Origin of the sequence: Limnohabitans sp. (assembly GCF_031539105.1) — a bacterium.
Taxonomy (GTDB): Bacteria; Pseudomonadota; Gammaproteobacteria; order Burkholderiales; family Burkholderiaceae_C; genus Limnohabitans.
On sequence record NZ_JAVKLM010000018.1, the window covers coordinates 21,209 to 42,540 of the forward strand.

23 protein-coding genes and 1 tRNA gene are annotated in these 21,332 nt (G+C 56.6%); 11 read left to right on the top strand and 13 right to left on the bottom strand.

Annotated features, from left to right (window positions below; all coding sequences use genetic code 11):
• Window positions 1–13 precede the first annotated feature (13 nt).
• Window positions 14–577, top strand: a complete 564-nt coding sequence (greB, locus tag RMR24_RS04655) for a transcription elongation factor GreB (RefSeq protein WP_310613920.1) — start codon at window positions 14–16, stop codon at window positions 575–577.
• Here greB and RMR24_RS04660 read toward each other — a convergent pair.
• The 4 genes from RMR24_RS04660 to RMR24_RS04675 form a co-directional block, all read right to left on the bottom strand.
• A complete protein-coding gene (locus RMR24_RS04660; RefSeq protein ID WP_310613921.1) occupies window positions 574–2,832 on the bottom strand; it encodes a bifunctional (p)ppGpp synthetase/guanosine-3',5'-bis(diphosphate) 3'-pyrophosphohydrolase in 2,259 nt (752 codons plus the stop codon). The two genes, greB and RMR24_RS04660, sit on opposite strands and share 4 nt — an antisense overlap.
• 69 nt (window positions 2,833–2,901) lie before the next feature.
• Window positions 2,902–3,105, bottom strand: coding sequence for a DNA-directed RNA polymerase subunit omega (gene rpoZ, locus RMR24_RS04665; RefSeq protein WP_310613922.1), 204 nt, complete (start codon window positions 3,103–3,105; stop codon window positions 2,902–2,904).
• A gap of 16 nt (window positions 3,106–3,121) precedes the next feature.
• Window positions 3,122–3,745, bottom strand: coding sequence for a guanylate kinase (gene gmk / locus RMR24_RS04670; protein WP_310613923.1), 624 nt, complete (start codon window positions 3,743–3,745; stop codon window positions 3,122–3,124).
• Window positions 3,745–4,656, bottom strand: coding sequence for a YicC/YloC family endoribonuclease (locus tag RMR24_RS04675; protein ID WP_310613924.1), 912 nt, complete (start codon window positions 4,654–4,656; stop codon window positions 3,745–3,747). The genes gmk and RMR24_RS04675 overlap by 1 nt, the downstream gene beginning before the upstream one ends.
• Window positions 4,657–4,781: 125 nt before the next feature.
• On the opposite strand from RMR24_RS04675, the gene rph reads away from it, so the two are divergent.
• From rph to RMR24_RS04695, 4 genes are all read left to right on the top strand, one after another.
• Window positions 4,782–5,516, top strand: coding sequence for a ribonuclease PH (rph, locus tag RMR24_RS04680; RefSeq protein ID WP_310613925.1), 735 nt, complete (start codon window positions 4,782–4,784; stop codon window positions 5,514–5,516).
• A 22-nt stretch (window positions 5,517–5,538) separates the two neighbouring features.
• The gene (gene rdgB, locus RMR24_RS04685) at window positions 5,539–6,156 is read left to right on the top strand and encodes an RdgB/HAM1 family non-canonical purine NTP pyrophosphatase (RefSeq protein WP_310613926.1); all 618 of its coding nucleotides are present in this window, start codon (window positions 5,539–5,541) and stop codon (window positions 6,154–6,156) included.
• 21 nt (window positions 6,157–6,177) lie between these two features.
• Window positions 6,178–7,392 (top strand): radical SAM family heme chaperone HemW, encoded by a 1,215-nt coding sequence (gene hemW, locus RMR24_RS04690; RefSeq protein WP_310613927.1) that lies wholly within the window; start codon window positions 6,178–6,180, stop codon window positions 7,390–7,392.
• A 51-nt stretch (window positions 7,393–7,443) separates the two neighbouring features.
• Window positions 7,444–7,533 (top strand) — tRNA-Ser (locus tag RMR24_RS04695).
• Window positions 7,534–7,625: 92 nt separating this feature from the next.
• On the opposite strand, the gene RMR24_RS04700 is transcribed toward RMR24_RS04695, so the two are convergent.
• Window positions 7,626–8,129: a hypothetical protein gene (locus RMR24_RS04700; protein ID WP_310613928.1), complete on the bottom strand. Its 504-nt coding sequence runs from the start codon at window positions 8,127–8,129 to the stop codon at window positions 7,626–7,628.
• 135 nt (window positions 8,130–8,264) lie between these two features.
• Between RMR24_RS04700 and RMR24_RS04705 the strand changes: the two genes are divergently transcribed.
• Complete coding sequence (locus RMR24_RS04705) at window positions 8,265–9,161, top strand: recombination-associated protein RdgC (RefSeq protein WP_310613929.1); 897 nt, start codon at window positions 8,265–8,267, stop codon at window positions 9,159–9,161.
• 15 nt (window positions 9,162–9,176) lie between these two features.
• Entirely contained in the window at window positions 9,177–9,497 is a 321-nt protein-coding gene (locus RMR24_RS04710; RefSeq protein WP_310613930.1) for a DUF5710 domain-containing protein, read from the top strand.
• Here RMR24_RS04710 and RMR24_RS04715 read toward each other — a convergent pair.
• The 8 genes from RMR24_RS04715 to RMR24_RS04750 all read right to left on the bottom strand — a co-directional run bounded on the left by RMR24_RS04715 (window position 9,494) and on the right by RMR24_RS04750 (window position 15,894).
• Window positions 9,494–9,877, bottom strand: coding sequence for a hypothetical protein (locus RMR24_RS04715; protein ID WP_310613931.1), 384 nt, complete (start codon window positions 9,875–9,877; stop codon window positions 9,494–9,496). The two genes, RMR24_RS04710 and RMR24_RS04715, sit on opposite strands and share 4 nt — an antisense overlap.
• A 110-nt stretch (window positions 9,878–9,987) precedes the next feature.
• A complete protein-coding gene (locus tag RMR24_RS04720) occupies window positions 9,988–11,301 on the bottom strand; it encodes a citrate synthase (protein ID WP_310613932.1) in 1,314 nt (437 codons plus the stop codon).
• Window positions 11,302–11,339: 38 nt separating this feature from the next.
• The gene (locus tag RMR24_RS04725) at window positions 11,340–11,663 is read right to left on the bottom strand and encodes a succinate dehydrogenase assembly factor 2 (protein ID WP_310613933.1); all 324 of its coding nucleotides are present in this window, start codon (window positions 11,661–11,663) and stop codon (window positions 11,340–11,342) included.
• 2 nt (window positions 11,664–11,665) lie between these two features.
• Window positions 11,666–12,370 (bottom strand): succinate dehydrogenase iron-sulfur subunit, encoded by a 705-nt coding sequence (locus RMR24_RS04730; RefSeq protein ID WP_108283013.1) that lies wholly within the window; start codon window positions 12,368–12,370, stop codon window positions 11,666–11,668.
• Between the two features lie 13 nt (window positions 12,371–12,383).
• A complete protein-coding gene (gene sdhA / locus RMR24_RS04735; protein WP_310613934.1) occupies window positions 12,384–14,180 on the bottom strand; it encodes a succinate dehydrogenase flavoprotein subunit in 1,797 nt (598 codons plus the stop codon).
• Between the two features lie 3 nt (window positions 14,181–14,183).
• The gene (gene sdhD, locus RMR24_RS04740) at window positions 14,184–14,549 is read right to left on the bottom strand and encodes a succinate dehydrogenase, hydrophobic membrane anchor protein (protein ID WP_310613935.1); all 366 of its coding nucleotides are present in this window, start codon (window positions 14,547–14,549) and stop codon (window positions 14,184–14,186) included.
• 18 nt (window positions 14,550–14,567) lie between these two features.
• The gene (gene sdhC, locus RMR24_RS04745; RefSeq protein WP_310613936.1) at window positions 14,568–14,999 is read right to left on the bottom strand and encodes a succinate dehydrogenase, cytochrome b556 subunit; all 432 of its coding nucleotides are present in this window, start codon (window positions 14,997–14,999) and stop codon (window positions 14,568–14,570) included.
• 85 nt (window positions 15,000–15,084) lie between these two features.
• Window positions 15,085–15,894, bottom strand: a complete 810-nt coding sequence (locus tag RMR24_RS04750) for a GntR family transcriptional regulator (RefSeq protein WP_310613937.1) — start codon at window positions 15,892–15,894, stop codon at window positions 15,085–15,087.
• Window positions 15,895–16,037: 143 nt separating this feature from the next.
• On the opposite strand from RMR24_RS04750, the gene RMR24_RS04755 reads away from it, so the two are divergent.
• From RMR24_RS04755 to acnB, 4 genes are read left to right on the top strand one after another with little or no spacing between them, the layout of a single operon-like run.
• Entirely contained in the window at window positions 16,038–17,024 is a 987-nt protein-coding gene (locus RMR24_RS04755) for a malate dehydrogenase (protein ID WP_310613938.1), read from the top strand.
• A gap of 19 nt (window positions 17,025–17,043) precedes the next feature.
• The gene (locus RMR24_RS04760) at window positions 17,044–18,024 is read left to right on the top strand and encodes an aldolase/citrate lyase family protein (RefSeq protein WP_310613939.1); all 981 of its coding nucleotides are present in this window, start codon (window positions 17,044–17,046) and stop codon (window positions 18,022–18,024) included.
• 12 nt (window positions 18,025–18,036) lie between these two features.
• Entirely contained in the window at window positions 18,037–18,660 is a 624-nt protein-coding gene (locus RMR24_RS04765; RefSeq protein WP_310613940.1) for a hypothetical protein, read from the top strand.
• A 37-nt stretch (window positions 18,661–18,697) separates the two neighbouring features.
• The gene (gene acnB / locus RMR24_RS04770; protein WP_310613941.1) at window positions 18,698–21,289 is read left to right on the top strand and encodes a bifunctional aconitate hydratase 2/2-methylisocitrate dehydratase; all 2,592 of its coding nucleotides are present in this window, start codon (window positions 18,698–18,700) and stop codon (window positions 21,287–21,289) included.
• The last annotated feature ends 43 nt before the right edge of the window (window positions 21,290–21,332 follow it).

A 21,332-nucleotide genomic window follows, 5' to 3' on the forward strand; every position in this document is an offset into this window, starting at 1 on the left:
GTTGTAGGCGGCAATGAGCAAAGCCTTCACGCGTGAGGCCGATGGCGAAGATGATGACCTCACTTTGCCGCCATTGCCTGCAGGTAGCAAAAACTACATCACGCCACGAGGCTATGCCACGCTTCGAGCAGAGCTGTTTGAACTGATCGACAACGAGCGTCCGCGCATTGTGGAAATCGTGCATTGGGCAGCCAGCAATGGCGACCGCTCAGAAAATGGCGATTACCACTATGGCAAAAAGCGCCTGCGTGAGATTGATCGCCGTATTCGTTTCTTGACCAAGCGTCTGGAGATTGCCGAAATCACCGACCCCAGCAACCACCATGGCAAAGACCAAGTGTTCTTCGGTGCTACCGTCACATATGTGGACGAGGCTGATGTGGAGCGCACAGTCACCATCCTAGGCATTGATGAGGCCGACAGTTTGAAAGCCGAGGTGACTTGGGTGTCGCCCATTGCACGTGCTTTGCTCAAAGCACGCGAAGGCGATGTCGTGAAGCTGGTCACGCCCGTGGGCGTGCAAGAGGTGGAAGTGGTAGAGGTGCGATACCCCGCACCTGCTGTTGAAGAGGCTTAGGCCTCTCGTCCCACACCTGATACCACGCGCTGCGCTTGCAGCACAGCGGGCACGCGGCGAAGGTTGCTCAATACGGCGTCCAAATGCGCTTTGTCGCGCACGGTGAATACAAAGCGCAAATCCAATGCTTCTTGACCCGTCACCTCGTCGGCCATCAACACGTGGGTAATGTCAGCTTCTGCACCGGTGATGGCCGAGGCCACGCGTGCCAGCACGCCTTTGCCGTTACTCACCGTCACCACCACGGCCACTTCAAATGCGCGGGTGGGTTCGTCCGCCCACTCCACTGCAATGAAACGTTCGCTGTCTTTGTATTTCAAGCGTTGTGCCACACCGCATTGATCGGTGTGCACTACCAAGCCTTCGCCACGGCCCAGATAACCCACGATGGCGTCGCCGGGCACGGGGCGGCAGCACGAAGCGTATTGGACTGAGGCGTTTTCGCTGCCATCGACTGTCACGCTGCCTTGCGACAAGTTTTCGTGTGCCGTAAACCGTTCACGACTCAGCAGCAGAGCATCGGGTTTGAGGCCCGTGTCTGACAATAGGCTGGCCAAGCGTTTGGCCACGATGCTGGCAACGCGTTTGCCTAGGCCAATGTCAGTCAGTAATTCGGCTTGCGTTTTGCTGCCTGTGAAGTGCAGCAGCTTGTCCCACAGGCCCGCATGCTCGCCTTCTCGGGCGGGCATTTGTTCAATGCCTTCGGCACGCAGGGCTTGAGCCAACAGCTTCTCGCCCAAATCTTGGGATTCGCTATGCGCCATGGTCTTGAGGAAGTGGCGAATTTTTGAGCGCGCACGACCCGTTCGCACAAACCCCAGCCATGCCGGGTTGGGCGAGGCCACGGTTGAAGTGATCACCTCAATGATGTCGCCATTTCGCAGCTCGGTGCGCAGCGGCACTTGTGTGCCGTTGACCTTGGCGGCCATGGTGCGGTCGCCTACATCGCTGTGCACGGCATAGGCAAAGTCGACGATGGTCGCGCCGCGAGGCATGGCCATGATTTTGCTTTTCGGGGTGAACACGTACACCGCATCAGGGAAGAGGTCGACTTTGACGTGGTCCCAAAACTCGGTGGCGTCCCGAGTTTCGTCTTGAATGTCCAGCAATGACTGTAGCCACTTGTTGCCCAAGTTGGCTTCGTTGCTGGAGCCGTTGTCCTTGTAGAGCCAGTGCGCGGCGACGCCAGTTTCGGCCACCAGGTTCATGCCTTCGGTGCGCATTTGAAACTCCACGTTCAAACCCGATGGGCCGACGATGGTGGTGTGCAGTGATTGATAGCCGTTGAGTTTGGCAATGGCAATGTGGTCTTTGAACTTGCCGGGCACAGGCTTGTACATCTGGTGAAGCACGCCCATGGCGGTGTAGCAATCAATCACATTGGGCAAGATGAGGCGAAAGCCATAGATGTCCGTCACCTGCGCAAAGCTCAGGAGTTTTTCATCCATTTTTTTGTAAATCGAATACAGCGTTTTTTCGCGGCCTGAGATACGCACTTTCAAACCGACTTTGGCCAAAGATGCGCTCACCTCTTGCTCCACCTTTTGCATCAAATCGCGGCGGCGGTGACGGGCTTTCTGAATGGCTTTATTCAGCACCTGATGACGCCACGGCCACAGATGTTGGAAGGCCAGTTCTTGCAGTTCGCGGTAGGTTTGGTTCAGGCCTAAACGGTGGGCGATGGGTGCATAAATCTCTAGCGTTTCGCTGGAAATACGCCCCCACTTGGCGCGGGGCATGTCGCCCATGGTGCGCATGTTGTGGCTGCGGTCGGCCAGCTTGATGAGGATGACGCGCACATCACGCGCCATGGCCAGCAGCATTTTGCGGAATGATTCGGCTTGGTTTTCTTCGCGGGTGTTGAACTCCAGCTTGTCAAGCTTTGTCAAGCCATCGACCAAGTCCGCCACTTGAATGCCGAAGCGCTCGATCAGATCGGTTTTGGTGATGCCGCAGTCTTCCATCGCATCGTGCAGAAGCGCCGCCGACAGGGCCTGCGCATCGAGCTTCCATTCCGCGCATTGCGCGGCCACGGCGATGGGGTGGGTGATGTAGGGTTCGCCGCTGCTGCGCAACTGGCCCAAATGGGCCTCGTCTGCATAGCGGTAAGCGCGGCGCACCATGTCTAAGCCCTCGGGGTTGAGATAGCTTAGTTTTTCAGTCAATGCAGCAAAGCTGGCCGCGGCTGCATTGGCTGCAGCTGCGCTTCCCGATAGGGATGCAGGGGGCTTTAACGTGGATTGGGTAACGCTCATACGTCTGACTTTAACTGCAATAAAAAAAGCACCGACAGTGCGGTGCTTTTAGATTGGGGTAACCCCGATTTAGCCTGGTACTTTTTTCAGCATCTCGACGCCAATGTGGCCAGCAGCGATTTCGCGCAAAGCCGTCACGCCTGGCTTGTTTTTGCTTTCAACCTTGGCAGTGTGACCTTGGCTGAGCATGCGAGCGCGGTAAGTGGCGCACAGCACCAATTGAAAGCGGTTAGGGATTTGCTCAAGGCAATCTTCAACGGTGATGCGGGCCATGTGGGTACTCCAGAATTCAGGTGATGTTCAGGGCTTGAAAGATATCAGCCCGAGCCCGGCGCTGTGCCAGGTATTTGAGGCGCTGCGCATGGACGATCGCTTTCAGGTCGAACAAGGCGGTCTCAAACAATTCGTTGATTATAACGTAGTCAAATTCTCTAGCCTGTGCCATCTCGTCTGCCGCGTTTTGTAGGCGAAGTTCAATGATTTCGGGGGCGTCCTCGCCACGGTTGTGCAGGCGAGACTTCAGTTCTTCCCAGCTCGGCGGCAAGATGAAGATCAGCACCGCATTGGCAAACAGCTTTTTGACCTGAATCGCACCTTGGAAGTCGATTTCCAAAATCACGTCTGCGCCTTGAGCAATGCGGTCTTCAATGGCTTTGCGCGATGTGCCGTAGCGTTGGCCATGCACATTGGCCCATTCCAAAAACGCGTTGCCTTCAACCATTTGGTCAAACTCGGGCGGTGACACAAAGAAGTATTCGCGGCCATGCTTTTCTTGGCCACGCGGCTGGCGCGTGGTGTGTGATACGGAAGGGCGCACTTTGGCGTCGAGTTCCATCAAGGCTTTGACGAGGCTCGATTTGCCAGCCCCGCTGGGGGCTGCGACCACAAAGAGGTTGCCTGGGAAGTTGTCCATTATTCGAGGTTCTGTACTTGTTCGCGGAGTTGTTCGATGAGCACTTTCATGTCCACCGAAATACGGGTCATTTCCATCGTGGCCGACTTCGAGCCCAAGGTGTTGGCCTCGCGATGCAGCTCTTGAATGAGGAAGTCCAAACGCTTGCCCACACCTTCGGACTTGCCGCCTTTGGCCAGCAAGTCGTCCATCTCGTCAAAGTGCGACACCAAGCGGGTCAGCTCTTCGGCCACGTCAATGCGAATGGCAAAGGATGTGGCTTCGGTTAAGGCGCGGTCTTGTGCAGCTTCGGGCAGGGCTGTGCTTTCGGTCAAGGCCATGGCCTCGCGCCAGCGCTCTAAAAATTTCAGACGTTGTTGTTCGACCAGCTGAGGCACTAGCGGTGCGGCCTGAGTGGCTAGCACGCGCAGTTGGCTCAGGCGCTCGCGCAGGGTTTGGGCCAAACGTGCGCCTTCGCGTTCGCGGGCGTCACTCAGCTGGGTCAGGGTAGTTTGGGCTAGCTTGAGCACTGCAGGGCCAATGTCTGCAGGGGCGGCAGATTGGGCTGTGGCCAAACGCAGCACATCGGCCACCGACAGGCCGTTGGCCTTTGGCAAGTGGGCGTGTACAAGCTCTTGCAGGCCTAGCAGTCGCTCTAAAAGGGCGGGGGTGGGCTCTGAAAAGCTGCTGTCGGCCGTGCTTTCAATGTTGGCGCGCACCTCGACTTTGCCGCGCTTGAGGTGTTTGGTCACCAGCTCGCGCATGGCCGCTTCGTGCTGGCGCAGCTCTTCTGTCATCTTGAACGTCAGATCAAGGAAGCGGCTGTTGACCGAGCGAATCTCTAGCCCCAAGCGCAGGGCTGGGCTGTTGGCGGTGTCAGAAGGTAGCTCGGTTTGCGCACTGGCATAACCGGTCATGCTGTAGATGGGCATGGGGTGGTGTTTCGTATCAAAGGCTGAATTATCTCAGGCCTGCTGTTGCAGTTTTTTGATGCAGGTGCGGGGTATTCGGATTGGTCGACAATTGAGGTTTACCGAACCCTAGAAACTATAAAAGAATGACCACCACCTTGCCCGCCTCTCGCCACACTCGTGCCGCCGACCAACTGCGCCCTGTGCGCATCACCCGCAACTTCACCATGCACGCCGAAGGCTCGGTGCTGATTGAGTTTGGCCACACCAAAGTGCTGTGCACCGCGTCGGTGGAAGAAAAAGTGCCTGGCCACAAAAAAGGCTCGGGCGAAGGTTGGGTCACCGCCGAATACGGCATGTTGCCTCGCGCCACCCACACCCGTAGCGACCGCGAAGCCGCGCGCGGCAAGCAATCGGGTCGCACCCAAGAAATTCAGCGCCTTATCGGCCGCTCCATGCGCGCTGTGTTTGACTTGAAGAAACTCGGCGAGCGCACCATCCATTTGGATTGCGACGTGTTGCAAGCCGATGGCGGCACACGCACCGCCAGCATCACCGGCGCGTTTGTGGCCGCGCAAGACGCGGTGAACAAGCTGATCGCCGCAGGCAAGCTGACCGAGAGCCCCATCACCCAAGGCATTGCCGCGATTTCGGTGGGCATGTTGGGCGATTTGCCTTTGCTCGATTTGGAATACACCGAAGACTCAGGCTGTGACACTGACATGAATGTTGTCATGACCAGCGCTGGCCACTATGTGGAAGTGCAGGGCACTGCCGAAGGCCTGCCGTTCACGCGCGACCAAATGAACGCTTTGTTGGCCTTGGCCGAAAAAGGCGTGCGCGAACTCATCGCCATGCAGCAAGAAGCCTTGCAGTCTTGATTCACAGCTTTGCTTTAAACCTATGACGCTGGCGTTGAAAAAAATCGTTCTGGCCTCCAACAACCAAGGCAAGCTTGGTGAGTTGCAAGCCATGTTTTCGCCCTTGGGTGTCGAGCTGGTGCGCCAAGGCGATTTGCATATTGGCGAAGCCGAAGAGCCCTTTCACACCTTCGTTGAAAACGCCTTGGTCAAAGCCCGCCACGCCGCGCGTGAAAGCGGCTTGCCCGCCGTGGCCGACGATGCGGGCCTGTGCGTCGATGCTTTTGGTGGCTTGCCAGGCGTGCAAACCGCTTTTTATGCCACCCAGTTTGGCTACGAGAAAAGCGACGACAACAACGTGCGCGCCTTGCTGGAGCAAATGGCGAATATCGACAACCGCCGCGCTGCGCTGGTCAGCACCCTTGTGGCCGTGCGCCACCCTGACGACCCCGAGCCCCTCATTGCGGTGGGTCGCGCTGTGGGTGACATCACTCGTGCACCTGTGGGCGCGAATGGCTTTGGCTTTGACCCCATCATGTTCATCCCGCGCTTTGGCAAAACCTTTGCCGAGCTGCCCATTGAGGTGAAAAACGCCAACAGCCACCGTGGCCAAGCTGCACAGCAAATGCTGGCGCTCATGCGTGAACGCTGGTTTGCTTGAACTTTGCTTGAAGCTGCGTCGATGACCCAAGACATCCAACACCTCATGCGCCCCGGCACGCTGTCGCTCAGCAGCTTGCCTCCGCTCTCGCTGTACGTGCATTTGCCGTGGTGCTTGAAGAAGTGCCCGTATTGCGACTTCAACTCGCACGAGCTCAACAGCAGCGTAGGCGGTGAGCTGCCCGAGCAACGCTACCTTGATGCCCTGTGCGCCGACCTTGAACACAGCTTGCCCCTCATTTGGGGCCGCAGCGTGCACAGCATCTTCATTGGGGGTGGCACACCCAGCTTGTTTTCGCCTGCTGCGATTGAGCAGCTCATCAGCGACATGCGTGCGCGTTTGCGCTTAGAAGCCGATTGCGAAATCACGCTAGAGGCCAACCCCGGCACGTTTGAAAAAGACCGCTTTCGCGCTTTCCGCGCCGCAGGCGTCACCCGCTTGTCGGTGGGTGTGCAAAGCTTCAATGACCAACACTTGCAAGCCTTGGGCCGCGTCCACAACCGCGCCCAAGCGATTGCAGCGGTCGAAGAAGCACGCGAAGCCTTTGACACTTTCAACCTCGACCTGATGTACGCCTTGCCCGGCCAAACGCTGGCGCAGTTGGATGAAGACCTTGATATGGCTTTGTCCTTGCAGCCCCCGCATTTGTCGGTGTACCACCTCACCATCGAGCCCAATACTGTGTTTGCCAAGTTTCCACCGCAAATACCGGAGGACGACGACGCCTACGCCATGCTGGACCGCATCACCGAGCGCACCGCCGCCGTGGGGCTGCACCGCTACGAAGTGTCGGCCTACGCCAAAGACAACCACAGCTGCTGGCACAACACCAACTACTGGCAGTTTGGTGACTACCTGGGCATTGGTGCTGGCGCACACAGCAAACTCAGCTTTGCGCACCGCGTACTGCGCCAAGTGCGCAACCGCGACCCGCGCCTTTTTATGGACCACGCGCTAGACACCAGCCGCGCCGACCGCGCCGTGGCCCAAAATACCGAAGTGCCTCGCGCCGAACTGCCGTTTGAGTTCATGCTCAACGCCCTGCGCCTGCGCCACGGCTTTTCGCTGGCCGATTTCACCGACCGCACGGGCTTGCCTGTGACTGCCATCCAAGCCGCACTGACGGAGGCCGAAGCCAAAGGTCTGATCACGCGCGACTTTCAGCGTGTGGTGCCCACCGAGCGCGGCTTTGATTTTTTGAGCGATCTGCAATCTTTGTTTTTGTCTGAGGCGTGAACTCGAAAAACAGAGAAAAGAGCCATTACAATCTCGCCTGAAATTCAACAAGGAAGCGTGGCAGAGCGGTTGAATGCACCGGTCTTGAAAACCGGCGAGGGTGTGAGCCCTCCGTGAGTTCGAATCTCACCGCTTCCGCCAAATACCAAAAGTCCCAAGTAAATTTAGTTACTTGGGACTTTTTTATTTTTAGTGCTCAAGTCCTGCAGCATGGATTTGGTGGATACGCAGGCTTAGCGTGTCTTGGCTCTACAGGCTGCTTGCATGTCGCGGTCACGAATAAAGCCGCATTGCCCACTGCCGCCGCCTGTTTCAGCGCGGCATATAGCTTGTAGGTCGCTGTCTCGTATAAAGCCACATTGGCCGCTGCCCCCGCCTGTGGTGGCGCGGCAATGGGCTTGCTGGTCTGGTTTTTGAATGAACCCGCATTGGCCCGAGCTGCTAGATGATGACGTGTTGGCGCGGTCTGCGTTGGCCCGGCAAGCGGCTTGCATGTCGTGGTCACGAATGAATCCGCACTGGCTGCTGCCACCGCCCGTTTCGGCTCGGCAACGCGCTTGCAGGTCACTGTCGCGAATAAACCCACAGTGGCTAGATCCACCGCCACTGATGGCACGGCAATAGGCTTGGCGGTCAGGGTTTTGGATAAAGCCACAGTCGCCTTGTTGGGCGAATGCTGAGAGTGGCGTTAGCAGGCAGACAAGCCAAAGCAGTGCGCGAAGGTAAGGGGTGTTCATCCGTGTTCTCCTCTCTTGTTGATTCTCGTCGTGATTGAGCGTCAGGCTACCGCGTTAAAATCAACGCAACTTCCAAAGCCAACTCTTGCGGTTGGCTTTTTTATTTCGGCGAGTGCCGAAAAGCAAAGGTAACCCGTGTTTAAAAATGTGATGGTGTATCGAATTGGTGAGGGCTGGAGCCCTAGCCTTGAGCAAATGGAACAGGCGTTAGACGCCGAGCGTTTTGTGCCTTGTGGCGCGAGTCAAGAAAAAGCGATTGGCTGGGTCGAACCCCGCGGCGAGGCGCATGGTCCGCTGGTCGAAGCCGTGAGTGGCCAACGCTTGTTGAAGCTCAAGATCGAGACCAAGGGTGTGCCTGGCTCCATCGTCACGCGCAAAGCCAAAGAGCGCAGCGCGGTGATTGAAGCCACCGAAGGCCGCAAGCCCGGCAAGAAAGAAATGAAGGAAATCAAAGAAGACGTGAAGATGTCTTTGATGCCCATGGCCTTCAGCAAAGAATCATCTGTGCTGGTGTGGATTGATCCCGCCACTAATTTGATGGTGTTGGACGCAGGCAGCCAAGCCAAAGCGGACGAGGTGGTGACGATGTTGGTCAAGTCTTTCGCAGGCCTGGGCCTGACTTTGATCAACACACAAATGTCGCCCCAGTCAGTCATGGCTTCTTGGCTGATGACCCAAGAGTCGCCCGCTGCATTCAGCGTGGACCGCGAGTGCGAGCTGAAGGCGGCTGATGAGTCTAAGTCGGTGGTGCGCTACGTGCGCCACCCGCTGGACACCGATGAGGTGAAGCACCATGTGGAAGGCGGCAAGCTGCCCACGCGTTTGGCGCTGACGTGGGAAGGGCGTGTGTCGTTTTCGTTGACCGAAGCGCTGCAACTTAAAAAAATCACGTTCCTGGATGTGGTGTTTGAAGCCACTTCCACAGAAAAAGACGAAGGCTTTGATGCCGACGTGGCCATTGCCACGGGTGAGCTGAGCAAGTTGTTGCCCGATTTGTTTGAAGCTTTAGGCGGCGAGATGGCCCTGGGTTAAACGCCAGCGAGTGTGATGCGAATCAACCTTGTTACCCCATTTGCCGAGAAGGATGCGGCCAAGGCGCTAGGCGCGCGTTGGGATGCAGCCAAAAAGTGCTGGTACATCGTGGACGTGGATGACCTGACGCCCTTCATGCGCTGGATTCCTAACTTGGATGCAGCCCAAGATATGGGCGCTGCAACGGGTTCAAACCACAAAGCTAGCCACAAGGCTGCGGTGGCTAAGACCAAGCCACCCGTGGCTTCTAAACCCGCCGCAGAGGTGCCGCATTGCGGTTGCCAAGTGTTGCCGTGGGAAGACTGCGAACACTCGCTGGCGAAGCACCGTAATTAGTCGGTAATCAACTTGGCGTTCAAGCGACGTGCGCGCGGGTCCACGTAGTAGCCACCAAACTCGGTGTAGCGCAGTGCGTGTTGCTGGCATTGGCCACAGGCATGCACATCGCATCGGTTGTAGGGGAAAAACTTCAAGACCACAGGCGCATCGGCTGATTCGTAGCGCGTGCCGTTGGGGTGCTGTTCTTCAAATGTGGGCTCATACACATCGGGGTCGCGTAAGGTGGCCACGTGGGTCATGTGCTGCGCGGGCCACACGGCGTCGCTGACACTCTCCCAGCCTGCACAGTGCTGCAGGCTGCATTGGCAGGGTGTGTGGGGTTGGTCGGCCAGTTGGCGCAGGGCCTCGGGCGTATTTAAAAACGGAACAGAACTCATAGCGCGTGAGCCTACCACTGCGCTGATGTGTGAACGCCTCAAAAACACAAAAGCCCTGCAGAGCAGGGCTTGTTGCTGTCGCGCACGAGTCGCGACCAGGCTGCGTGCAATTACTTGCGCGTGGCCAATGCTTCAACGTTGCGGTGTGCTTCGCCAGTGAACAACTGACGTGGACGGCCGATTTTGTACTCGGGGTCGCTGATCATTTCGTTCAACTGAGCAATCCAGCCCACCGTGCGTGCCAAGGCGAAGATACCGGTGAACAAGTTCACGGGAATGCCGATGGCGCGTTGCACGATGCCAGAGTAGAAGTCGACGTTGGGGTAGAGCTTGCGGCTGACGAAGTATTCGTCTTCCAAAGCGATCTTTTCCAAAGCCTTGGCCAGCTTGAACAAGGGGTCGTTCTCGAGGCCGAGTTCTTTCAACACTTCGTCGCACGTCTCTTGCATCATCTTGGCGCGTGGGTCGTAGTTTTTGTAAACGCGGTGACCAAAGCCCATGAGCTTGACGCCAGAGTTCTTGTCTTTGACCAGTTCCATGAACTCGCCGACTTTAGAAATGCCACCCATTTTTTGGATGTCTTCCAACATGTTCAAGCAAGCTTCGTTGGCGCCGCCATGTGCTGGGCCCCACAAGCAAGCGACACCGGCAGCGATGGCTGCAAACGGGTTGGTGCCTGACGAACCGCACAAACGCACAGTCGATGTAGAAGCGTTTTGCTCGTGGTCTGCGTGCAAAGTGAAGATGCGGTCCATCGCGCGCTCGAGCACGGGGTTGACCACATACTCTTCGCAAGGTGTGCCAAACATCATGCGCAAGAAGTTGCCTGCGTAGCTCAGGTTGTTCTGTGGGTACATGTAAGGCTGGCCCACGCCGTACTTGTAAGCCATAGCCACGAGGGTTGGCATCTTGGCGATCAAGCGGATGGCAGCGATTTCGCGGTGCTCTGGGTTGTTGATGTCGGTGCTGTCGTGATAGAACGCAGACAAAGCGCCCACCAAGCCAGTCAGCACAGCCATTGGGTGGGCATCACGGCGGAAGCCACGCAAGAAGAATTGCATTTGCTCGTTGACCATGGTGTGGTTGGTCACGGTGTGCTCAAACTCAGCTTTTTGTGCGGCATTAGGCAGTTCGCCCTTCAACAACAAGTAGCAAGTTTCGAGGTAGTCGCAATGTGTGGCGAGTTGTTCGATGGGGTAGCCGCGATACAGCAATTCACCTTTGTCGCCGTCGATGTACGTGATGGCCGATTGGCAAGATGCGGTTGACAAGAAACCTGGGTCATAGGTGAACATGCCCGTTTGGCCGTACAACTTACGGATGTCGATGACGTCTGGACCTACGCTGCCGCTGTAGACGGGCATGTCGATGCTGGGGCTGCCGTTGCTGAACGACAGAGTGGCTTTGTTGTCTGCAAGTTTCATGGTGATTCCTAAATGTCTTTTTAAAAGCGGTGTTCGGTTCAGTGTCTCAACATACTCAGCACTTCAAGTGCTTCTTCTGTCAGGGGCTTCTCTGGCAATTCTTTGCGTTGCAAAAAGAGGTCGAGCAAATCGTTGTCAGACAAGTCCATCAACTCATACATGCCTCTGGCATGACCCACGGTGAGGCGAGATTCATGCCGCTCGAAAAACTTTTGGATGAACAAATCGTTTTCGAGCAAGCCGCGCCGGCTACGCCAGTGCAGTTTGCTGAGGGCTCTTTCGCCAAGCGATTGCTTGCCATCTAAGCCGTTCAGCGTCGGGTCACCGACTGAGGTGTCGCGAAAGGTGGCGTCCGCGTCCATCGTTAGATCGCGCGACGAACCATCAATTCTTTGATCTTGCCAATGGCCTTAGTTGGATTCAAACCTTTGGGGCACACATCGACGCAGTTCATGATGGTGTGGCAACGGAACAGACGGTAGGGGTCTTCCAAGTTGTCCAAACGACCAGCGGTGTCTTCGTCGCGGCTATCGGCAATGAAGCGGTAGGCTTGCAACAAACCGGCAGGGCCCACAAACTTGTCGGGGTTCCACCAGAACGAGGGGCAGCTGGTGGAGCAGCTGGCGCACAAGATGCACTCGTACAAGCCGTTCAACTCATCGCGCTCTTCGGGCGACTGCAGGCGCTCTTTTTCGGGCACTTGTGTGTCGTTGACCAAGTAAGGCTTGATGGAGTGGTATTGCTTGAAGAACTGAGTCATGTCCACGATCAAGTCGCGGATGACAGGCAGACCTGGCAGAGGCTTCAACACGATCACGCCGGGGAGGGTGCGCATGTTGGTCAAGCAGGCCAAGCCGTTTTTGCCATTGATGTTCATCGCGTCTGAACCGCACACGCCTTCACGGCATGAGCGACGGAACGAAATGGTTGGATCGACGGCTTTGAGTTTCATCAAAGCATCCAAGAGCATGCGCTCGTTGCCATCCAATTCGACCTCGATGGTCTGCATGTAAGGTTTGGCGTCGGTGTCTGGGTCGTAGCGATAAATTTGGAACGTGCGTTTTGTCATGGTGTTTACCTGATCAGAAAGTACGGGTCTGCAGCGGGATGCTGTCGACAGTCAAAGGCTTCATTTGCACGGGCTTGTAAGTCAGCTTGTTGCCTTCTTTGTGCCACAGGGTGTGCTTGTGCCAGTCTTGGTCATTACGGCCGTTGGGATGCGCAGGCGTGTCGCCATAGTCATTCACGGTGTGAGCGCCGCGGCTCTCGCGTCGTGCAGCGGCAGACACCATCGTGGCCTCAGCCGCTTCGATCAAGTTTTCCACTTCCAAGGCTTCGATGCGTGCCGTGTTGAAGACTTTGGAGTTGTCTTTCAAACCAATGTTGTTCACGCGCTCGCGCAGAGCGGCGATTTGCTTGACGCCTTCGTCCATCAAGGCCTGTGTGCGGAACACGCTGGCGTGTGACTGCATGGCGTCGCGGATGTCATTGGCCACATCTTGTGCGTATTCGCCAGTTTGGTTGGCTTCCAAACGTGCCAAACGTGCCAAGCTGATATCTGCCGCATTGGCAGGCAACGCCTTGTGCTCTTTGTTCTTTTGGTTGAACTCAACAATGTGGTTGCCAGCCGCGCGGCCGAACACCAACAAGTCGAGCAAAGAGTTGGTACCCAAGCGGTTGGCGCCGTGCACCGACACGCAAGAGCATTCGCCCACAGCGTACAAGCCGTTGACCACAACGCTTTCGTTGTTGGCATTTTGCGTGACCACTTGACCATTGATGTTGGTCGGGATACCGCCCATTTGGTAATGGATGGTAGGGATCACGGGGATGGGCTCTTTGGTGATGTCGACGTTGGCAAAGTTGTGGCCAATTTCGAACACCGAAGGCAAACGCTTCATGATGGTGTCAGCGCCCAAGTGGGTCATGTCGAGGTTGATGTAGTCCTTGTTAGGACCGCAGCCGCGACCTTCTTTGATCTCTTGGTCCATGCAGCGTGACACGTAGTCGCGTGGGGCCAAGTCTTTGTAAGCGGGGGCATAACGCTCCATGAAGCGCTCGCCGTTGCAGTTGCGCAAAATCGCACCTTCGCCACGGCAGCCTTCGGTCAACAACACGCCTGCACCGGCCACGCCGGTGGGGTGGAATTGCCAGAATTCCATGTCTTCGAGCGGAATGCCGGCGCGTGCGGCCATGCCGAGGCCGTCGCCGGTGTTAATAAACGCGTTGGTAGACGCTGCAAAGATGCGGCCTGCACCACCGGTGGCCAACATCACGGTTTTGGCTTCCATGATGTAAAGCTCGCCAGTTTCCATTTCAAGGGCGGTCAAACCGACCACGTCACCCGCGTCGTCGCGGATCAGATCAAGAGCCATCCACTCCACGAAGAAGCTGGTTTTGGCTTTGACGTTTTGTTGGTAAAGCGTGTGCAACATGGCGTGACCGGTACGGTCAGCGGCAGCACAAGCGCGCTCCACGGCCTTTTCGCCGTAGTTGGCGGTGTGGCCGCCGAAGGGGCGTTGGTAAATGGTGCCGTCTGGGTTGCGGTCGAAAGGCATGCCCATGTGCTCCAAGTCGTACACGACTTTAGGAGCTTCACGGCACATGTATTCAATCGCGTCTTGGTCGCCGAGCCAGTCGGAGCCTTTGACGGTGTCATAGAAGTGGTAGTGCCAGTTGTCTTCGTTCATGTTGCCCAAAGAGGCGCCGATGCCGCCTTGAGCTGCCACGGTGTGCGAACGTGTGGGAAACACTTTAGACAGAACAGCAACGTTCAAACCTGCGCGGGCAAGCTGCAACGAAGCGCGCATGCCAGAGCCACCGGCACCGACGATGACCACATCAAATTTGCGACGTGGGATAGAGCTTTTAACGGTCATGACTTAGAGCCTCCAGAGAACCTGAATGGCCCAGCCGAGACACGACACCAGCCAAACCAAAGTGAAAACTTGCAAAGACAAACGCACGCCCACAGGCTTGACGTAGTCCATCCAAATGTCGCGCATGCCTACCCACACGTGCAGAGCTAATGCGATGAAAACAGAGAAGGTCAAAGCCTTCATGAACTGGCCACTGAAGATGCCAGCCCATTTGTCATAGCTGATGTCGCCGCTGGTCAAGAGCACTTGGCCCAAAACAGCCAAGGTGAACAAAACCATCAAAACACCGGTGACGCGCTGGGCAAGCCAGTCACGCAGACCGTAGTGCGCACCCACGACGACGCGCTTGGAACCGTAATTCACGGACATGTTGTTGCTCCTAGGAAATCAGTAAAGGCCAAACAATTTGGCGCCCAATGCGGCGGTCAAACCCAAGCTCAGCACCAAAGTGACGATGGCGGAAGATTTGCCAAATTCTTTGGTCACAGCATGGTTCACGTCCATGTAGACGTGACGAACGCCAGCGATCAGGTGGTGCAAGTAAGCCCAGATCAGACCCAACACCACAACTTTCACCAGCACAGCAGGCACAAAGCCTAAGCCGACGTTGAACGCGGCGCTGAATTTGGCGAAGGAAATTTCAGAAGACACAGAAGTGTCAAACATCCAAACGATGAGTGGCAACAACAAAAACATGATCAAGCCGCTGATGCGGTGCAAGATCGACACGATGCCAGCCGCGGGGAGGCGGTAAGTGGGCAGATCGGTCAGGGCGTTGATGTTGCGGAACTCAGGCCGCTTTTTGGCAAGCTGGGTCATGTGGGCTCTTTCTTCGGGTTTATCTGTATATCAAAGCAACTTTAAATTCTATTTCACTTCATCAAACTGACGTGAGGGTTTCATGTCAGCTCAAAGCATTACGGTAGTGATGCGTATCGGTTCTGTAGAGTCCGCGGCGCAATTCCATGGGTGTGTCGTTGTAGGTGTAGGCCACGCGCTCGACGCTGAGCAGCGGCGTGGTTGCTTGAACCTTGAGCAAGCTGGCTTGTTCGGCGTCTGGGTTGATGGCGCGAATACTTTCTTCTGCACGCACCATGCGCACGCCAAATTCAGTTTCAAACAGCGCGTACATCGGGCCGTTGTAATTACTTAAGCGTTCGGCGGTCAGGCCCTTGAACGGGGCGCCGGGCAGCCACAGCTCTTCCAAAATGGTGGGCACGCCCGCATAGGCCAGCACGCGGCGCACTTGCAGCACAGGATCTCCGCTGCGCAGGCTCAGAGCGCGTGCAATGTCGGCACTGGCGCGCAGGCGCTTGCAGTCGATGATGGTGCGCTCGGCAGGGCCTTCGCTTTGGGCGTCGCCGTTGTCGGGCTGCAGCTTCAAGAAGCGGTATTGCACATGCTGTTCGGCGTGCGTCGCCACAAAAGTGCCTTTGCCTTGGCGGCGCACCACGAGGTTTTCTGCGGCCAATTCGTCAATGGCTTTGCGCACCGTGCCTTGGCTGACGCGAAAGCGCCCGGCCAAATCCATCTCACTGGGTATGGCTTCGCCTGGTTTCCATTCACCCGATTGCAGGCTTTGCAAAATCAGACCTTTGATTTGCTGGTACAGCGGACTGAAAGCGGGAGTGAGGCCGGACGCGCCCAAAGCATCGCTGCCCGCATATGGCGGGTTCGCGATGGTCGCAAAAGTGGGTGCGGAGTGGGTGGCCATTTTTTATTGGGTAGGCGCGTGTGCGTCAGTTCTTTGTCAAGCGCATATCATATCTTCTATAAGACATAAGACAGACCGTTTGCACGAATTCGCGGGTAAACTCTGTCACCATTCTTTTTTAATCACTACTTGGAGTTTTCCCCATGAGCAAGAAGCCTGTTCGCGTTGCCGTCACCGGTGCAGCTGGTCAAATTGGTTACGCACTGTTGTTCCGTATCGCCTCTGGCGAAATGTTGGGCAAAGACCAACCCGTCATCTTGCAATTGCTGGAAGTGCCTGTTGAAGGCCCACAAAAAGCCCTGCGCGGCGTGATGATGGAACTCGAAGATTGCGCATTCCCCTTGTTGGTCGGAATGGAAGCCCATGGCGACCCCATGACAGCCTTCAAAGACGTCGATTACGCCTTGTTGGTCGGCTCACGTCCACGCGGCCCAGGCATGGAGCGTGCTGAATTGCTCGCCATCAACGGCGCCATCTTCACAGCGCAAGGCAAGGCTTTGAACGCTGTGGCTTCTCGCGACGTGAAGGTTTTGGTGGTCGGCAACCCAGCCAACACCAACGCTTACATCGCCATGAAGGCAGCGCCTGACCTCAAGCCAGGCAACTTCACCGCCATGCTGCGTTTGGACCATAACCGCGCTGCGTCACAAATCGCTGCCAAGACTGGCAAAGCCGTGGCTGACATCGAGAAATTGACGGTGTGGGGCAACCACTCACCCACCATGTACGCTGACTACCGCTTCGCCACCATCAAGGGCGAGTCTGTCAAGACCATGATCAACGACCAAGAGTGGAACGCCAACGTGTTCTTGCCAACCGTCGGCAAGCGCGGCGCCGCCATCATTGACGCACGTGGCTTGTCTTCAGCTGCTTCTGCTGCCAACGCTGCCATCGACCACATGCGCGATTGGGCTTTGGGCACCAACGGCAAGTGGGTGACCATGGGTATCCCTTCACAAGGCTGGTACGGCATTCCTAAAGACGTCATGTTCGGTTTCCCCGTGACCTGCGAAAACGGCCAATACACAGTCGTCGAAGGTTTGGAAATCGACGCTTTCAGCCAATCTTGCATCGACAAGACTCTGAAAGAGTTGACCGACGAGCAAGCTGGCGTTGCCCACTTGATCTAATTCTCAACAGAGAAATAGAGTGAGCCATCCGCGCGACGTTCTGTTGGGTTCGCAAGCAGGTAGCGTTCAGCTACCCGTTTGTGACCATTACAGCGGTGTCGAAGCGCGGATGCGCAAAAGCTTGCAGCTGCAAGCTGACATGACGCAAGAGTTTGGAACCTGCGTCTTTGATGTGACCCTAGATTGTGAAGACGGTGCCCCCGTGGGCGGCGAGGCAGAGCATGCCGCGCTGGTCACCGAGTTGGCGCTGAGTGCCGCACCCGAGGCCCGCGTGGCCGTGCGTGTGCACCCCGTGGATCACCCCAGTTTTCATGCAGACATGGCCACCATTGCAGGCCGTGCTGCCAACCGCTTGACGCACATCATGGTGCCCAAGGTCGAGTCAGTGGCCGATGTGCAACTGGCCGAACAAGCCTTGATTCAAGCGGGTGCCAAAGATTTGGCATTGCATGTGTTGATTGAGTCCCCCGCTGCGGTACACCGCGCTTTTGACATCGCTGCGCATCCGCGCGTGCAGTCGCTCAGTTTTGGTTTGATGGATTTTGTGTCGGCTCATAGCGGCGCAATTCCTGCGCACGGTATGTCTGGCCAAGGCCAGTTCACTCACCCGCTGGTGGTGCGTGCCAAGCTCGAGATTGCCAGCGCCTGCCACGCCCATGGCAAAGTGCCGTCGCACTGCGTGGTGACCGAGTTCAACGACACAACTGCCTTGCGTGCTGCTGCCCAACGTGCCGCGCATGAGTTTGGCTATACCCGCATGTGGAGCATTCACCCCGCACAAATTCGCCCCATCCTTGAGGCCATGGCCCCTGATGCCGCCGCCATTGAGGTGGCCAGTGAGATTGTGTTGGCGGCGCGTGCCGCTCAGTGGGCGCCCATCAGCCACCAAGGTCAGTTGCATGACCGCGCCAGTTACCGCTTCTTTTGGCAAGTGCTGGAACGCGCGCACAGCACGGGCTGTAGCCTGCCAGCCGAAGTCCAGTTATTCTTCAAGGATTAACAGGAGATGCGCATGCCCAAGTTATGGATAGCTGTTGTTTCGTTGGCTGTGTTTAGCATGAGCCATTTGGCTATTGCTGCTGAGTCTGCGGCTCCATTGCAGCCAAAAGCGCCTGTCAAACAGCAACCAGCTAAGCACGCTGCGGCAAAGCCCGCACTGGCACAACAAGCGCAAGTCAAGCCCAAGCCAGCTGCGCCTAAATACTATTACGTCAGAGCCACACCCTTGGCTGCTGTGCCTGTGGCGGCTGCGGCTGCAGCAGTTACTGTGCAACCAGTGCAAGCTGCTGCACCTGAGCCGGGTGAAGTGCACACCGGTCGTATGGTGTGTGAGCTGGGCAACTCGGTCACTGTTTCACCCGATCCACAGCAGCCTGCACGCTTTGTGGTGCAGATGAAAAAGATCACCTACATCATGACGCCGGTGGAGACCACCACAGGTGCCGTGCGTCTGGAGGACGCACAAGCGGGCGCCATGTGGCTGCAGCTGCCGCACAAGTCGATGCTGATGAATAGCAAGTTGGGCCAACGCATGGCCGATGAGTGCCAAAGCGACCACCAAACCACGGTGGCCCATCGCATGAAACTAGACCCACCGCCAAGCTTGCTTGACGCGCCTACCCTTGCCAAGAAATAACCCTTTTAATTTTTGATTTGATAGACCGGAGAAAACCATGTTGAAAGCCTACCGTGACCACGTAGCCGAGCGCGCAGCGCTGGGTATCCCACCTTTGCCATTGGACGCCAAGCAAACGGCTGAATTGATCGAGTTGATCAAAGCCCCCGCCGCTGGCGAAGAAGCGTTCTTGATGGACTTGTTGACCCACCGCGTGCCACCCGGCGTGGACGATGCGGCCAAAGTCAAAGCCTCTTTCTTGGCTGCTGTGGCTCATGGCGAAATCAAAGTCGGCTTGATCTCTAAGTCCAAAGCCACTGAGCTGTTGGGCACCATGGTGGGCGGCTACAACGTGCACCCACTGATCGAATTGCTCGACGACGCTGAAGTGGCCGCTGTGTCCGCTGAAGCTTTGAAGAAAACTTTGTTGATGTTCGACTTCTTCAACGACGTCGCTGAAAAAGCCAAGGCCGGTAACGCCAAAGCCAAAGAAGTCATGCAAAGCTGGGCCGATGCCGAGTGGTTCACCACACGTCCTGAAGTCGAGAAAAAAATCACCATCACCGTGTTCAAGGTGCCAGGCGAAACCAACACCGACGACTTGTCGCCAGCGCCTGACGCCTGGAGCCGACCCGACATTCCATTGCACTACTTGGCGATGTTGAAAAACACCCGCGAAGGCGCAGCGTTCAAGCCAGAAGAAGACGGCAAGCGCGGCCCAATGGCAATGATTGAAGAGCTGAAGAAAAAAGGCAATTTGGTCTCTTACGTCGGCGACGTGGTCGGCACAGGTTCCTCACGCAAGTCAGCCACCAACAGCATCATCTGGGGCTTTGGTGAAGACATTCCGTTCGTGCCAAACAAGCGTTTCGGCGGCGTGACATTGGGCGGCAAGATTGCCCCCATCTTCTTTAACACCCAAGAAGACTCTGGCGCTTTGCCGATCGAAGTGGACGTGACCAAACTCGAAATGGGTGACGTGGTTGACGTGTTGCCCTACGACGGCAAGATCGTCAAGAACGGCGAAACCATCACCACCTTCCAACTCAAGAGCGATGTGCTGTTTGACGAAGTGCGTGCCGGTGGCCGTATCAACTTGATCATCGGTCGCAGCTTGACCGCCAAGGCCCGTGAGTTCTTGGGTCTGCCTGCATCGACCGTGTTCCGTTTGCCCACAGCACCGATCACCACCAAAGCTGGCTTCACGCTGGCGCAAAAGATGGTTGGTCGTGCAGTCGGTTTGCCAGAAGGCCAAGGCGTTCGCCCCGGCACTTACTGCGAACCCAAGATGACCACCGTGGGTTCACAAGACACCACAGGCCCCATGACACGCGACGAGTTGAAAGACTTGGCTTGCTTGGGCTTCTCTGCTGACATGGTCATGCAATCGTTCTGCCACACAGCGGCTTACCCCAAGTCGGTTGACGTGAAGACACACCGTGAATTGCCAGCGTTCATCAGCAACCGTGGCGGCGTGGCATTGCGTCCAGGCGACGGTGTGATTCACTCTTGGTTGAACCGTTTGTTGTTGCCTGACACCGTCGGTACTGGTGGCGACTCACACACACGTTTCCCTATCGGTATCAGCTTCCCAGCTGGTTCTGGTTTGGTGGCGTTCGGTGCGGCCACAGGCGTGATGCCTTTGGACATGCCTGAGTCCATCTTGGTTCGCTTCAAAGGCGAAATGCAGCCTGGCGTGACCTTGCGCGACTTGGTGCACGCCATTCCTTTGTACGCGATCAAGCAAGGTTTGTTGACTGTGGCTAAAGCCGGCAAGATCAACGAATTCTCTGGCCGCATCTTGGAAATCGAAGGCTTGCCAAACCTCAAAGTGGAACAAGCATTTGAATTGTCTGACGCGTCTGCCGAGCGTTCTGCAGCCGGTTGCTCGATCAAGCTCAACAAAGAGCCCGTCGAGGAATACCTGAAGTCGAACATCGTTCTGATGAAGAACATGATTGCAGACGGCTATGCCGACGCACGCACCTTGGCTCGCCGTATCGAAAAAGTTGAGCAATGGTTGGCAGCCCCCAACCTCTTGGAAGCCGACAAAGATGCCGAGTACGCACACGTCATCGAAATCGATTTGGCCGACATCAAAGAGCCCATCGTGTGCTGCCCGAACGACCCAGATGACGCCAAGTTCTTGTCTGAAGTTGCTGGCACCCACATCGACGAAGCCTTCATCGGTTCTTGCATGACCAACATTGGTCACTTCCGCGCAGCTGCCAAGTTGCTCGGCGGCCAACGCGACATCCCTGTCAAGTTGTGGGTTGCTCCTCCCACCAAGATGGACGAGAGCGAGCTGATCAAAGAAGGTCACTACGCTGCGTTCGGTACTGCCGGTGCGCGTACCGAAATGCCAGGCTGCTCCTTGTGCATGGGTAACCAAGCGCAAGTGCGCGAGGGTGCCACGGTGGTGTCTACGTCTACACGTAACTTCCCCAACCGTTTGGGCAAGAACACCAACGTGTACTTGGCTTCTGCCGAGTTGGCAGCCATCACCTCGAAGATGGGCAAGTTCCCAACCGTGGCTGAATACCACGAAGCCATGGGTGTGGTGAACAGCGACGGCGCAGCCATCTACAAGTACTTGAACTTCAACCAAATCGAAGAGTACGTTGAGACTGCCAAAGGCGTGACAGCGTAAGCTGCCCGCGTCTTCATCCAGCACCTCGGTGCTGAGTGACAAA